The 14,135-nt window shown below is 59.9% G+C and carries 10 protein-coding genes and 1 tRNA gene; 5 read left to right on the top strand and 6 right to left on the bottom strand.

Annotated features, from left to right (window positions below; translation table 11 throughout):
• Positions 1-230 precede the first annotated feature (230 nt).
• A complete protein-coding gene (locus tag ACOZJV_RS09325) occupies positions 231-1,748 on the bottom strand; it encodes an efflux transporter outer membrane subunit (RefSeq protein WP_421547424.1) in 1,518 nt (505 codons plus the stop codon).
• Positions 1,749-1,835: 87 nt separating this feature from the next.
• On the opposite strand from ACOZJV_RS09325, the gene ACOZJV_RS09320 reads away from it, so the two are divergent.
• The 3 genes from ACOZJV_RS09320 to ACOZJV_RS09310 all read left to right on the top strand — a co-directional run bounded on the left by ACOZJV_RS09320 (position 1,836) and on the right by ACOZJV_RS09310 (position 6,855).
• On the top strand, positions 1,836-2,456 hold the full coding sequence (locus ACOZJV_RS09320; protein WP_421547423.1) for a TetR/AcrR family transcriptional regulator: 621 nt from the start codon (positions 1,836-1,838) through the stop codon (positions 2,454-2,456).
• Between the two features lie 176 nt (positions 2,457-2,632).
• Positions 2,633-3,754 carry an efflux RND transporter periplasmic adaptor subunit gene (locus ACOZJV_RS09315; RefSeq protein ID WP_421547422.1) on the top strand — a complete coding sequence of 374 codons (1,122 nt, stop codon included), beginning with the start codon at positions 2,633-2,635 and terminating at the stop codon, positions 3,752-3,754.
• The gene (locus ACOZJV_RS09310; protein ID WP_421547421.1) at positions 3,751-6,855 is read left to right on the top strand and encodes an efflux RND transporter permease subunit; all 3,105 of its coding nucleotides are present in this window, start codon (positions 3,751-3,753) and stop codon (positions 6,853-6,855) included. The genes ACOZJV_RS09315 and ACOZJV_RS09310 overlap by 4 nt, the downstream gene beginning before the upstream one ends.
• Before the next feature lie 152 nt (positions 6,856-7,007).
• On the opposite strand, the gene ACOZJV_RS09305 is transcribed toward ACOZJV_RS09310, so the two are convergent.
• Positions 7,008-7,083: transfer RNA gene (locus ACOZJV_RS09305), tRNA-Asn, on the bottom strand.
• 267 nt (positions 7,084-7,350) lie between these two features.
• Between ACOZJV_RS09305 and ACOZJV_RS09300 the strand changes: the two genes are divergently transcribed.
• On the top strand, positions 7,351-7,584 hold the full coding sequence (locus tag ACOZJV_RS09300; RefSeq protein ID WP_078471253.1) for a hypothetical protein: 234 nt from the start codon (positions 7,351-7,353) through the stop codon (positions 7,582-7,584).
• Between the two features lie 5 nt (positions 7,585-7,589).
• On the opposite strand, the gene ACOZJV_RS09295 is transcribed toward ACOZJV_RS09300, so the two are convergent.
• Together ACOZJV_RS09295 and ACOZJV_RS09290 are read right to left on the bottom strand one after the other, a co-directional pair.
• Positions 7,590-7,787, bottom strand: a complete 198-nt coding sequence (locus ACOZJV_RS09295; protein ID WP_078471254.1) for a hypothetical protein — start codon at positions 7,785-7,787, stop codon at positions 7,590-7,592.
• A 123-nt stretch (positions 7,788-7,910) separates the two neighbouring features.
• Complete coding sequence (locus ACOZJV_RS09290; protein WP_078471255.1) at positions 7,911-9,107, bottom strand: amino acid aminotransferase; 1,197 nt, start codon at positions 9,105-9,107, stop codon at positions 7,911-7,913.
• A gap of 337 nt (positions 9,108-9,444) precedes the next feature.
• Between ACOZJV_RS09290 and uvrB the strand changes: the two genes are divergently transcribed.
• Positions 9,445-11,460 carry an excinuclease ABC subunit UvrB gene (gene uvrB, locus ACOZJV_RS09285; protein ID WP_078471256.1) on the top strand — a complete coding sequence of 672 codons (2,016 nt, stop codon included), beginning with the start codon at positions 9,445-9,447 and terminating at the stop codon, positions 11,458-11,460.
• Positions 11,461-11,526: 66 nt separating this feature from the next.
• Here uvrB and ACOZJV_RS09280 read toward each other — a convergent pair whose 3' ends face one another.
• Together ACOZJV_RS09280 and ACOZJV_RS09275 are read right to left on the bottom strand one after the other, a co-directional pair.
• A complete protein-coding gene (locus tag ACOZJV_RS09280) occupies positions 11,527-13,077 on the bottom strand; it encodes an MDR family MFS transporter (RefSeq protein WP_421547420.1) in 1,551 nt (516 codons plus the stop codon).
• Complete coding sequence (locus ACOZJV_RS09275) at positions 13,067-14,113, bottom strand: HlyD family secretion protein (RefSeq protein WP_078471258.1); 1,047 nt, start codon at positions 14,111-14,113, stop codon at positions 13,067-13,069. Before ACOZJV_RS09275 ends, ACOZJV_RS09280 begins: the two co-directional genes overlap by 11 nt.
• Between the last annotated feature and the right edge of the window lie 22 nt (positions 14,114-14,135).

The raw sequence follows: 14,135 nt of genomic DNA, 5'->3' as shown, positions 1-14,135 counted from the left end.
CGGTTTGGGCTCATTCAGCGCAACGCTGTTTAAAACGGCGAGCAACCAGCGCCAGGCCAAAACGAAAAAAACCGCCAGAAGGCGGGTTTTTTGGGTTTCAGAGCTTTTGAAAGCCTTCTCTGCAACCTTGTATGGCTCATTACGGACATGGCTATAAGTGTTTTTTTTAAATGAAATTGTTCTATTTTTTAGTATTCAAATCCTACGATTATCCTAATCCAACCCGTTTTTTATTGGAGTTCTTTCGATATCCCTGAATCAGGAAAAAACATTCGAGTTCCCGCTCTTTTTGAGACAACGCGAGCATCTGAGTCGTCTCGCTGCCAACCGCCGCCCATTGCTTTGAACGTGGCCACTGCAGCGCGAGCCGATTCAGTTTGTGCCTGAACTCTGCCATCAGATGCTGCTAAAAGGTGTTCATCGGCATCCAGTACTTCGATCAGGCTGACCACGCCTTTTTCATAGGCGACAAACGACGTCGCTCGGGCTTTTGCATACGCCGATTCGCCCTGGGCAAGTTGTGTCGATTGCTGCTCGCGGTTGATCAGCGCCGAAAAAGCGCTTTCAACATCTTCGCAGGCCCGCAGAACGGACTGGCGGTAAGCGGCTAAGGCTTCGGCTTCTTGGCCTTTCGCCAAATCAATTTGAGCGTTGATGCGGCCAAAATCGAACAGCCTCCAGCGTAATCCCAGCGCCGCCGAAGCCTGACTGGCGCCGTTGCTGAACAGGTTTGCGCTGGACACCGAGGTAGCACTGCCGAGCAGCGCCCCTATAGACAGTTTGGGGTAGTACTCGGACATGGCTTCGCCGATGCGTGCGTTGGATGCCGCAAGCCGGCGCTCAGCCACGATCAAGTCTGGACGTCGACGCAGCATATCGGCCGGAGCGCCCATGTCCGAGAGGCCTGGTACATCAGGGATGGGCGCCAGCTTAGTCAACTGCGCGCTATAAGTGCCCGGCGCCTTGCCCAACATGACATCCAGCGCATTCATTGACGCATCAAGGCCGGCTTGCAGTACCGGAACGGTAGCCTGCGCTTGATTCAGCGCGCCTTGGGTCTGGTTCAACTGCAGTTCAGCTGCCAGTCCTTTTGCGTAGAGGTGTTCGATGGTGGTGAGCAGTTGTTGTCGCGTGTCTACTTGCTGCCGGGCAATTTTCAGGCGTGCTTGAAGGCCACGGATGCTGATGTAAAGGTCGGCTGTCTGCGCGACCACTGCCAGGCGTGTGGCAATCGCTCCGGCTTGCGAGGCCTGATAATCGGCGAAGGCGGCTTCTCTGCTTCGGCGTAGGCCGCCAAACACATCCAGCTCCCAGCTGGCATTCAAATTCGCCTCATAGGCACTGCCGTAGCGATTATAGGAAGGGTCTGAATTGAGCACTTGGCCCAATGGAGTCTCCAATGACTGACGGGCTCGGGCCGCTTGACCGTTGACGGTAGCCGACGGCAGGAGGGCTGCGTTAGCTGCGCCCAAACCGGCGCGAGCCTGCTCGATCCTTGCGCTTGCCTGGGCTAAATCGAGGTTCTGTTCAAGTGCTCGATTTATCAGCTGACTGAGTATCGGGTCATTAAATGCATTCCACCACGCGGCGAGATCGACATTTGCGGCGCCCCCTTGTCGTGCCTTGGACGTTTGCGCCGAGAAATGCTCGGGCAATTCCACACTGGGTTTTGAGTAGTCGGGGCCCACTGCGCAACCTGCAACCATACCCAAACACAGTAAGACGGCGAAACGATGGGGAAGATGCATGCGATACCTGCGAAAGGGTCGGTTTGTGACGATATTACAATTTGGTCACAAGTTGTCAACCACCTTTGGGATGAGTAAGCTGCTCGCATGAATCAGCCATCAGTTTCTTCGCCCAGCGCCCGTGGCCCAGCCGATCACGACATTCGAGACCAGATTGTTGCGGCGGCCAACGCGCATTTCAGTCAGTACGGTTATGGCAAAACAACGGTTTCTGACCTAGCCAAGGCCATCGGCTTTTCCAAGGCTTACATCTACAAATTCTTTGAATCCAAGCAGGCGATTGGTGAAGCAATCTGTACAAATTGCCTGACTGAAATCATTGTGGCAGTGGAGCAGGCCATCAATGTAGACGGCATCTCGCCGACTGAACGTTTTCGGCGCCTGGTAAAAACCGTAATCGCTACGGGTGTGAGCCTGTTCTTTAACGACCGTAAACTCTACGACATCGCAGCGTTCTCTGCGTCGGAGCGCTGGCCCAGCTCACAAGTCTATGACGCTCAGATCAAGAGCTTCGTGTTGCAAATCGTGCGTGAGGGGCGAGAGCTCGGCGAGTTTGAACGCAAGACACCGCTGGACGAAACGGTAGAGGCAATTCATCTCGCTCTGCGGCCCTTCATCAATCCTCTGCTATTGCAGTACAACCTCGATTTTGTTGAAGAAGCCCCTTCTCTCATCTCCAATCTTGTTCTGCGCAGCCTGATGCCTTAAACCTCTGCTGACGGATGCGCTGAGCATCCGTATCAGCGTGTGCGACTGAAAAACTAGATATCAAGCCTCTTTGCTTTGCTCCGACCAAGTGCGTGATGTCCATTCATCTCGGTAGTGACTATTGACAGAATTGGTCACTTGAATAAGCATGATGTATCCGCTACCGAGAGGTCTTTATGATCCAGCGCCACCGCATGTCACTCATTTTCATTGTCTCGCTGCCGTTTGCCTTAGCGGCCTGCAACGAGGCCACTCCTGCCGATCCTCGCCTTCAGGTGCCCTTGGTGCGCATCGGCGTGGTCCAACCCTCCGCGCCTGCGGCACGGGTATTCACCGGTATCGTCGCGGCCCGCGTTCAGAGCGATCTCGGTTTTCGGGTGCCTGGGAAGGTCTTGGAGCGTTTGGTGGATGCTGGACAGAGTGTCAAGCGTGGGCAGCCACTCATGCGCATCGATGCCAACGACCTGACGCTGACCGCGCGGGCACAGCAGGAAGCGGTACTGGCTGCCATGGCCCGAGCTCGGCAGGCCTCAGATGACGAGCTTCGCTACCGTGATCTGGTGTCCGTCGGAGCGGTATCTGCTTCAGCTTATGCAGGGTTCAAAGCAGCTGCCGACTCGGCGAAAGCCCAGCTCAACGCTGCCCAGGCCCAGGCTGATGTGGCGAAAAACGCGACCGGATATTCGACGTTGCTGGCGGATGCTGACGGGGTGGTAGTGGATACCTTGGCGGAGCCGGGGCAGGTGGTTGGCGCAGGTCAGGTGGTGGTACGCGTTGCCCATTCAGGGCAGCGCGAGGCCGTGATCCAGTTGCCCGAGACGCTACGTCCTGCGCTGGGCTCGGCGGCGACAGTTGAGCTCTACGGGCAGAACCAGCGTGCAGGCAGCGCCCGTTTACGTCAGCTGTCCGACTCTGCGGACCGACAGACCCGAACGTTTGAAGCGCGTTATGTGCTGGAGGGGTCGCTCTCCAACGCCACCCTGGGTTCGACTGTCTCAGTGGTTATCGCTGATACGGATGTTGCTGATGCCAAGGAATTACAGGTGCCCATGGGGGCTATCTACGACGCGGGTAAAGGCCCGGGTGTTTGGGTGGTTGGGGGAGAGCCGGAGCATGTGGTATGGCGCCCGATCAAGGTTCGCAGCTTGAACAACGAGGCCAGCGTGCGCGTGACGGGTGATCTCCAGGCGGGTGATCGTGTCGTCGCATTGGGTGCGCACCTATTGAATGAGGGAGAGAAAGTCAGGACTGAACTTGCCGGTGCCACGCAAAAAACGGTGGTTGAGGTGAGTCGATGAGCGGCTTCAATCTTTCGGCGCTGGCAGTACGCGAGCGCTCAATCACCCTGTTTTTGATCCTGCTGATTTCTGTGGGTGGGTTGTACGCCTTCTTCAAACTGGGGCGTGCGGAAGACCCCGCATTCACTATTAAACAAATGACGGTGGTCACCGTCTGGCCTGGGGCGACGGCCCAGGAGATCCAGGACCAGGTGGTAGAAAAGCTGGAAAAGCGCATGCAGGAACTGCGTTGGTACGACCGGACCGAGACCTTTACCCGGCCCGGCTTGGCATTCACCACGGTTTATCTGCTCGATAGCACGCCGCCCTCAGCCGTCCAGGAGGAGTTTTACCAGGCGCGCAAGAAAATCCTGGATGAGCAGAAGGGGTTGCCGTCTGGGGTGATCGGCCCGATGGTCAATGATGAGTATTCCGATGTCACCTTCGCGCTCTATGCGCTCAAGGCCAAGGGCGAGCCGCAACGTCTGTTGGTGCGCGAAGCCGAGAGCTTGCGCCAGCGTCTGCTGCATGTGGCAGGTGTTAAGAAGGTCAACATCATCGGTGAACAGGCCGAGCGCATTTTTGTCGAGCTGTCCTACGAGCGTTTGGCGACACTGGGCATTTCCGCACGAGACATCTTCAGTGCGTTGAACGCGCAAAACATGATAACGCCGGCCGGCTCGGTAGAAGCGAAGGGCCCACAGGTTTTCATCCGCCTGGATGGCGCGTTTGATGACCTGCAGAAGATTCGTAATACCCCACTGACGGTGCAGGGCAGAACCCTCAAGTTGTCCGATGTGGCTGAGGTCAAGCGCGGTTATGAGGACCCCGCGACATTTCTGGTACGCAATAACGGCGAGCCCGCATTGTTGCTCGGCGTGGTCATGCGCGATGGCTGGAACGGTCTGGATCTGGGGAAGTCGCTGGAGGCCGAGGCCACAGCGATCAACGAGCAGATGCCTTTGGGCATGAGCCTGACCAAGGTCACGGATCAGGCGGTGAATATTGGCGCATCCGTCAACGAGTTCATGGTGAAGTTTTTTGCTGCCCTGGGCGTGGTGCTGCTGGTGTGTTTTCTCAGCATGGGCTGGCGTGTCGGCGTTGTGGTTGCCGCGGCGGTGCCGCTGACCCTGGCGGCCGTGTTCATTGTCATGGCGGCCACGGGCAAAGACTTCGATCGAATTACCCTGGGCTCGTTGATTCTGGCGCTGGGACTGCTGGTGGACGATGCAATCATTGCCATTGAAATGATGGTGGTGAAGATGGAGGAGGGCTACGACCGAATCAAGGCCTCCGCTTATGCCTGGAGCCACACGGCCGCGCCGATGTTGTCAGGGACATTGGTGACGGCGATCGGCTTTATGCCCAACGGGTTTGCCAAGTCGACCGCTGGTGAGTACACCGCGAACATGTTCTGGATCGTTGGCATTGCGCTGATCACTTCCTGGGTGGTGGCCGTGGTGTTTACCCCTTACCTGGGCGTCAAGCTGCTGCCGCAGATCAAGGTGCCTGAAGGCGGGCATACGGCGATTTACGGTACACCGAACTACCAGCGTTTCAGGCGCCTGCTGGGCAGTGTGATCCGCCGCAAAGGCCTGGTGGCGACATCCGTCGTGGGCTTGTTTGTTGTTGCGATTCTGGGCATGGGCGTGGTCAAGAAGCAGTTCTTTCCAACATCCGACCGACCGGAGGTGCTGGTTGAGGTGCAGATGCCTTACGGCACCTCTATCGAACAGACTGATGTGGCGGCGGCAAAGGTCGAGGCGTGGTTGGCTCGGCAGCCGGAAGCCAAGATCGTCACCGCTTACATTGGCCAGGGCGCGCCGCGCTTCTATTTGGCGATGGCCCCTGAGCTACCCGATCCATCCTTCGCAAAAATCGTCGTCCTGACCGCGAGTCAGCAAGAGCGCGAGGCGATCAAGCTCCGCCTCAGGCAAGCCGCAGCCGATGGCTTGGCGCCTGAAGCTCGGGTGCGGGTAACGCAGTTGGTATTTGGTCCTTATTCACCGTATCCGGTGGCCTTTCGGGTGATGGGCGCCGACCCCGCGGTGCTGCGAGATATTGCCGCGCAGGTGCGTGGGGTCATGACCGCCAGCCCCATGATGAGGACCGTCAACACCGACTTGGGCGAGCGCGCGCCGGCACTTCATCTCACGCTGGATCAGGATCGCCTGCAAGCATTCGGCTTGACCTCGACCGATGTCGCGCAACAGCTGCAATTTCTGCTCACGGGGGTGCCGGTCACCGAGGTGCGTGAGGACATTCGCTCGGTTCAGGTGGTCGCTCGCTCCGCTGGGGAGACGCGTCTGGATCCATCGAAAATTGTCGCCTTCACACTGACCGGCGCCCAAGGACAGCGCGTGTCGCTGTCCCAGGTAGGGGCGGTGGATGTGCGCATGGAGGAGCCCATTTTGCGGCGTCGTGATCGGACGCCGACCATCACCGTGCGCGGTGACGTGGCTGAAGGTCTTCAGCCTCCCGATGTCTCCAACGCCTTGATCACGCAGTTGCAGCCCATCATCGAAAAACTGCCGGCGGGCTACCGCATTGAGTTTGCCGGCTCGATCGAGGAGTCGGGTAAAGCGAACAAGGCACTGCTGCCGTTGTTCCCGATCATGATCGCGCTGATGTTGCTGACCATCATCATTCAGGTGCGCTCGATGTCGGCAATGATGATGGTGTTCGCCACCGCACCTTTGGGCCTGATTGGTGTAGTGCCAATTCTGCTGCTGTTCCAGCAGCCGTTCGGGATCAACGCCTTGGTGGGATTGATTGCCTTGTCAGGGATTCTGATGCGCAACACGCTGATCCTCATTGGCCAGATTCATTCCAATGAGCAAGCCGGCCTGTCGCCTTACAACGCCGTGGTCGAAGCCACTGTGCAGCGCGCGAGGCCCGTGATTCTCACGGCGTTGGCGGCGATGTTGGCGTTCATTCCGCTGACCCATTCGGTGTTCTGGGGAACGCTGGCCTACACCCTGATTGGCGGTACGTTTGCCGGCACCGTGCTGACCCTGGTGTTCCTGCCAGCGATGTACGCCCTCTGGTTCAAGATCAAGCCCGAGCCCGAGCCCGAGCCCGAGCCCGCGCATGAGCTTGCAGCGAACACTCCTGTTGCTTGATGCGGAGGAGGTGGGTTTTGAGGCGGCTCATCACTGTCTTGGAATAGTCTGATGCCCACCGGAATCCGACAGAACGCCAAAACGAAAAAACCCGCCAGAAGGCGGGTTTTTTGGGTTTCAGAGCCTTTGAAAGCCTTCTCTGCAACCTTGTATGGCTCCACGACCTGGACTCGAACCAGGGACCCAGTGATTAACAGTCACTTGCTCTACCAACTGAGCTATCGCGGAATGCGCCGTATCTTACTGATTGGAAAAGAGAAGTCAAGCGCGAGAAGCGATTTTGTCGGTGCTAGGGGTGTCAACCGTCGCGCGCGCGACGGTTAAGGGTCAATCGGCAGTTGGCGGTTACCAGAACGGCGGTAGCGGTCTACCATGGCGCCCCGGAAGTGGTTTCACGCGCTGCCGGCCTCAAGCCGCAAAGGTACGCTTTATGACCCGCTTCATGGTTTCACCCGTTGCACCTGCCATTTCCAGCGCCCTGTGGGAGGTGTTCGCATGAGCATCGACCAGATCAGTCTGCCCAAAGGCGTAGGTCCACAGGCCAGCAAGTTGTGGGACGCCATTACCCAGGCCGGCACCGCCGAGGATCTGAATCGCGCCGGGGGCAAGGCCGAGGGTTTTGTCCTGGGCCTGGAAAGCGCCAAGGCGATCAAGAGCCAGGTTGCCGAATCCTTGTATGTCGCCTTTGACGACGCTGCCAGCCAGCGTGCCGCCGAGCTGGCTGGCTGAGTTTCTCAGCCGCCGAAGGTGAGGGTGCCCAGCATGAACTTGGCGGCCAGTGTGGTGGCAGCCAATTGCACCAGCCACAGCGCCAGGCCGCCGAGAAACACCCCCAGGGCAACTTGCAGTACCAGGCTTTTTTCACGCTTTTGCTGGCGTGGGATGAAATGGTCAAGCTCGTCGCGGTCTGCCCGCAGGTCATCGTTTTTCATAGGCATTCTCGACAGGGAAGAGGAGGCGGATCGTGGTAGAAGCCGGCTTCTACAGGTGAGCGTAGTGTGGACTAAAAAGGGGAAGCCGATTGGCTTCCCCTTTTTTGTGTTGCCGGGTTGGACTCAGATCACCTGCACGATGGCCTTGGTCACGGCTTCGATGTTGTTCTGGTTCAGCGCGGCGACGCAGATGCGGCCGGTGTCCAGGGCATAGATGCCGAACTCGCTGCGCAGACGCGTCACTTGTTCAACGGTCAGGCCGGAGTAGGAGAACATGCCGCGCTGGCGACCGACGAAGCTGAAGTCGCGCTGCGGCGCGGCCTTGGCCAGCATGTCGACCATTTGCATGCGCATGCCACGAATGCGCAGGCGCATTTCTGCCAGTTCCTGCTCCCACTGGGCGCGCAGTTCCGGGCTGTTGAGGACCGCGGCGACGATGCTGGCGCCGTGGGTCGGCGGGTTGGAGTAGTTGGTGCGGATCACGCGTTTGACTTGCGACAGTACGCGGGCACTTTCTTCCTTCGACTCGCTGACGATCGATAGCGCGCCAACACGTTCGCCATACAGCGAGAACGACTTGGAGAACGAGCTGGAAACAAAGAAGTTCAGGCCCGATTCGGCGAACAGGCGCACGGCGGCGGCGTCTTCGTCGATGCCATCGCCAAAGCCCTGATAGGCCATGTCGAGGAACGGCACCAGGTTTTTCGCCTTGACCACTTCCAGCACGTCTTTCCAGTCGGCCGGGCTCAGGTCGACGCCGGTCGGGTTATGGCAGCAGGCGTGCAGCACCACGATGGACTGGGCGGGCAGGGCGTTGAGGTCTTCCAGTAGGCCGGCACGGTTAACGTCGTGGGTGGCGGCGTCGTAGTAGCGGTAGTTCTGCACCGGGAAACCGGCGGTTTCGAACAGCGCGCGGTGGTTTTCCCAGCTTGGGTCGCTGATGGCGACTACGGCATTGGGCAGCAGCTGCTTGAGGAAGTCAGCGCCGATTTTCAGGGCACCCGTGCCACCAACGGCCTGGGTAGTGATGACTCGGCCAGCGCTGATCAGCGGCGAATCGTTACCGAACAGCAGTTTTTGTACGGCTTGGTCGTAGGCAGCGATACCGTCGATCGGCAGGTAGCCCCGGGAAGCGTGTTGGGCTACGCGAATCGTCTCGGCTTCGACAACGGCGCGCAGGAGTGGAATTCGCCCCTCCTCGTTGCAGTAAACACCGACCCCCAGGTTGACCTTGTTGGTACGGGTGTCAGCGTTGAATGCTTCGTTGAGGCCCAGGATTGGATCGCGTGGTGCCATTTCGACAGCGGAGAACAGGCTCATTTTTACGGCGGCTCTGAATGGAGTGTGGAGGGACGTGTCGCGCTCCAGCCGAATGCACTAGAGCGGTGCACAAACGGGGAGCTAGTATAGAGGCCATCACTGCGGGCGGCGACAGGCGATTGAGCTTTTGCCGCAAGTTTTTCGGTTTATTTTTCGACCGTTAGTCTTATTGCAACGTCAAAGGCGTTAAGGGGTGTAGGACCTTTGCCTTGAAAGCGGTGGTATTTGCCACCACATCTAGGACAATCCCCGTTTCCCCGGCGACAGTCGTCGTTCGCGGTCTTTCTCATTCCTGCCTGGCCACCCCCCGGCCCAGGAGTGAATCCAGAGGTATGTTATGTCCGACTTCCAGCTAGTCACCCGCTTCGAGCCCGCCGGCGATCAGCCGGAAGCCATTCGCTTGATGGTCGAGGGCATCGAGGCCGGGCTGGCGCACCAGACGCTGCTGGGTGTGACCGGCTCGGGCAAGACCTTCAGCATTGCCAACGTGATTGCCCAGATCAACCGCCCAACCCTGGTGCTGGCGCCGAACAAGACCCTGGCCGCGCAGCTGTATGGCGAGTTCAAGGCGTTCTTCCCGAATAACGCGGTGGAGTACTTCGTTTCCTATTACGACTACTACCAGCCCGAAGCCTATGTACCGTCGTCCGACACCTTTATCGAGAAAGACGCCTCGATCAACGACCACATCGAGCAGATGCGCCTGTCCGCGACCAAGGCGCTGCTGGAGCGCAAGGACGCGATCATCGTCACCACCGTGTCCTGTATCTACGGCCTGGGGAGTCCGGAAACCTACCTGAAAATGGTCCTGCACGTGGACCGCGGCGACAAACTCGACCAGCGCGCCCTGCTGCGCCGCCTGGCCGACCTGCAATACACCCGCAATGACATGGACTTCGCCCGTGCGACCTTTCGTGTGCGCGGCGATGTGATCGACATCTACCCGGCGGAATCCGATCTGGAAGCGATCCGCATCGAACTGTTCGATGACGAGGTCGAGAGCCTGTCGGCCTTCGACCCGCTGACCGGTGAGGTCATTCGTAAACTGCCGCGCTTCACCTTCTACCCCAAGAGCCACTACGTGACGCCGCGGGAAACCCTGCTCGACGCCATCGAGGGGATCAAGGTCGAGTTGCAGGAGCGCCTGGAGTACCTGCGTTCCAACAACAAGCTGGTGGAAGCCCAGCGTCTGGAGCAGCGCACCCGTTTCGATCTGGAGATGATCCTCGAGCTGGGTTACTGCAACGGCATCGAAAACTATTCGCGCTACCTCTCGGGCCGCCCCTCGGGTGCCGCGCCGCCGACCTTGTATGACTACCTGCCGGCCGATGCCTTGCTGGTCATCGATGAGTCCCACGTCAGCGTGCCCCAGGTCGGCGCGATGTATAAGGGCGACCGTTCGCGCAAGGAAACCCTTGTGGAGTACGGCTTCCGCCTGCCGTCGGCACTGGACAACCGGCCAATGCGCTTTGACGAGTGGGAAAGCGTCAGCCCGCAAACCATCTTTGTCTCGGCCACCCCGGGCAACTATGAGGCCGAACATGCCGGCCGCGTGATCGAGCAGTTGGTACGGCCCACCGGTCTGGTGGACCCGCAGATTGAAATCCGCCCGGCCCTGACCCAGGTCGACGACCTGCTGTCGGAGATCACCAAGCGCGTGGCCCTAGAGGAGCGCGTGCTGGTTACCACCCTGACCAAGCGTATGTCCGAGGATTTGACCGACTACCTGGCCGACCACGGCGTCAGAGTGCGTTACCTGCACTCGGATATCGACACCGTGGAGCGGGTCGAGATCATTCGCGATCTGCGCCTGGGCACCTTTGATGTGCTGGTGGGGATCAACCTGCTGCGTGAGGGCCTGGACATGCCCGAGGTGTCGCTGGTGGCGATTCTGGATGCGGACAAGGAGGGTTTTCTGCGCTCCGAGCGCTCGCTGATCCAGACCATCGGCCGCGCCGCGCGCAACCTCAATGGCCGGGCGATTCTCTATGCCGACCGGATCACCGGTTCCATGGAGCGGGCGATTGGCGAAACCGATCGTCGCCGGGAAAAGCAGATCGCCTTCAACCTGGCCAATGGCATTACCCCCAAGGGCGTGTTCAAGGATGTCGCCGACATCATGGAAGGCGCCACCGTGCCAGGTTCGCGCAGCAAGAAGCGCAAGGGCATGGCCAAGGCGGCCGAGGAAAACGCCAAGTACGAAAACGAACTGCGTTCGCCGAGCGAGATCACCAAGCGCATCCGCCAGCTGGAAGAGAAGATGTACCAGTTGGCCCGCGACCTGGAGTTCGAGGCCGCCGCGCAGATGCGCGACGAAATCGGCAAGCTGCGTGAGCGCCTGCTCGCCGTTTGATTGGTTGTGGGGCAGGGCTTCCGTGGCAAGGGAGCGTGCTCGCGCCAGGCTGCAGCGCAGTCCTGTCTAGTGCGCTTCCCCCGCCTTCACGCCCGCCGGCAAGGCCTTGGTCAGCAACACCGCGAGCATGCTGATGCCCAGGGCAATCCCGACAAAATGAAAGGCGTCGTTGTAGGCCATGATCTGCGCCTGCTGGTGGGTGATTTCGCTGAGTTTGCCCAGCGCTGCGTTGTCGCTGCCGAACTTCTCGGCCAGGCTCGCCAGGCGCTCGGCCACTTGCGGGTTGCTCGGGACAATGGCTTCGCGCAGGTAGTCGAAGTAGGTCTTGGTTCGCGCATCCAGCAGGGTGGCCAGCAGGGCAATCCCGATCGCGCCGCCCAGGTTGCGCAGGATATTGAACAGGCTCGACGCCGATCCTGCGTCCTGCGGCTGTATGTAGGCGGTAGCAATCAGCGAGATGGTGACCATGATTAGCGGTTGGCCCAGGGCGCGGATGATCTGGATCTGGTTGAACTGCGGCCCGGCGAAGTCCGGGTTCAGCACCCCGGAGGAGAAACTCGCCAGGCCGAACAGGCCGAAGCCCAGGGTGCATAGCCATTTCGGCGAAATGTACTTCATCAGCTTGGGCACCAGCGGAATCAGGAACAGCTGGGGAATGCCCATCCACATGATCACCTGGCCGATCTGCAGCGCGTTGTAATTCTGAATCTGCGCCAGGTACAGCGGCAGCAGGTAAATCGAGCCATAGAGACCGACCCCCATTCCCAGGCTGGAAATGCTTGCCAGGCCGAAATTGCGATTGCGCAGGATGCCGAGGTTGATCAGCGGGTTGGGCTTGGACACCTGGACGATGACAAAGGTGATCAGGCTGAGCAGGGCGATGCTGCCCAGGGCCACGATCAGGTTCGATTCGAGCCAGTCCTTGCGGTGGCCTTCCTCGAGAAACACCTGCAGGCATCCCAGGCCCACCCCCAGGGTGAAAATGCCGGTGTAGTCGGTGCTTTTCAGCAGTTCCCAGTGCGCGGCTTTCTTCTCCAGGCCATACAGCAGGCCGGCGATCATGATCAGGCCCGGCGGGATGTTGATATAGAAGATGTACTCCCAGCCCCAGTTTTCCGTGAGCCAGCCGCCGATGGTGGGGCCGATGGAGGGGGCGAAGGTGGCAGTCATGGCGAACATCGCCATGCCTTTGGCGCGGTGATGTTCGGGGAGCTTGATCAGGGTCAGGGTGAACGCCAGCGGGATCAGCGCGCCACCGGTAAAGCCCTGCAGGGCGCGGAACACGATCATGCTCTCCAGGCTCCAGGCCATGGAGCACAGCAGCGACGCCAGGAGGAACCCCACCGAGACCCAGGCCGCCAGCCGGCGTGCCGACAACAGCTGCACCAGCCAGGCGGTGAGGGGGATCATGATGATCTCCGCCACCAGGTAGGAAGTGGAAATCCACGAGCCTTCCTCCAGGGTGGCGGACAGCGCGCCCTGGATGTCCTTGAGCGAAGAGTTGGTGATCTGGATGTCGAGCACCGCCATAAAGGCGCCGAGCATCACGCTCACGACGGCAATCCAGTCGCGCCGAGTCGGTTCGCCGACCGGGCGCAGCAGTGGGTCACCGGCCATCGACAGGGTCTTTGATATTCACATTGACGGTGACCGACATGCCCGGGCGGATCTTGCCGTGCAGCGGGTTGTCGGCAGCGAAGGTCAGCTTCACCGGAATGCGTTGCACCACCTTGGTGAAGTTGCCGGTGGCGTTGTCCGGTGGCAGCAGGCTGAACTGCGCGCCGGAGGCGGCGAACAGGCTCTCGACCCGGCCCTCGATCGGTGTGTCGCTGTAGGCGTCGAAAATCAGCTCGGCTTTCTGCCCAGGCTGCATATGGCCGATCTGGGTTTCCTTGAAGTTGGCCTGAATCCAGATGTCTTGGTCCGGGACGATCGACAGCAGGTAGGCGCCGGCCTGGACGAACTGGCCGTTGCGGGCGGCGCGCTGGCCGATCAGGCCGCTGATCGGGGCGTGGATTTCGCTGCGGGTCAGGTTCAGTTCGGCCTGGGCCAGGTCGGTGCGGGCGTTGGCGATCTGCGCGTCGAGGCGCTTGATCTCGGCGTTCAGCGCATTGACCTGCTGGCGCTGGCCTTGCAGGTCGGCCTGGGCCTTGGCCACTTGCGAGCGGGCAATATGGCTGTCGGCGGAGAGGGTGGTGACCCGCTCCTCCGAGACGTACCCGGGCTTGCGCAAGGTCTGTGCGCGGGACAGGTCGATTTGCGAGCGGCCCAGGCTGGCCTGGCTTGACTCTACCTGGGCTTCACCGGCGGCGATCAGGCTGGCTTGCTGGGTCAGTTTGCTCATCGCTTGCAGGCGCTCGGCTTCGCGAGTGGCCAGCGCGGCATTGGCGCGGTCGACGGCGAGGTGGAAGTCATCGCCTTCGAGGCGGACCAGTAATTGGCCTTTTTCCACGTGCTGGTTGTCCTGCACCAGCACCTGCTCGATACGTGCCCCCAATTGGCTGGAGACGCGGGTGATCTCGCCCTGGACGTAGGCGTTATCGGTGCTCTCATAAAAGCGCCCCTTGAACCACCAATGGGCGAAAAAGCCGAGGACGATGATCACGACCAGAAACAGGAAAACAAACAGGCGACGCTTGAGTTGGGCAGGCATGGGCAGGCTGGATTCAAAAAGT

Source organism: Pseudomonas sp. QD4, from assembly GCF_049199125.1.
Taxonomy (GTDB): Bacteria; Pseudomonadota; Gammaproteobacteria; order Pseudomonadales; family Pseudomonadaceae; genus Aquipseudomonas.
This window is presented reverse-complemented; position numbering and strand designations above follow the sequence as displayed.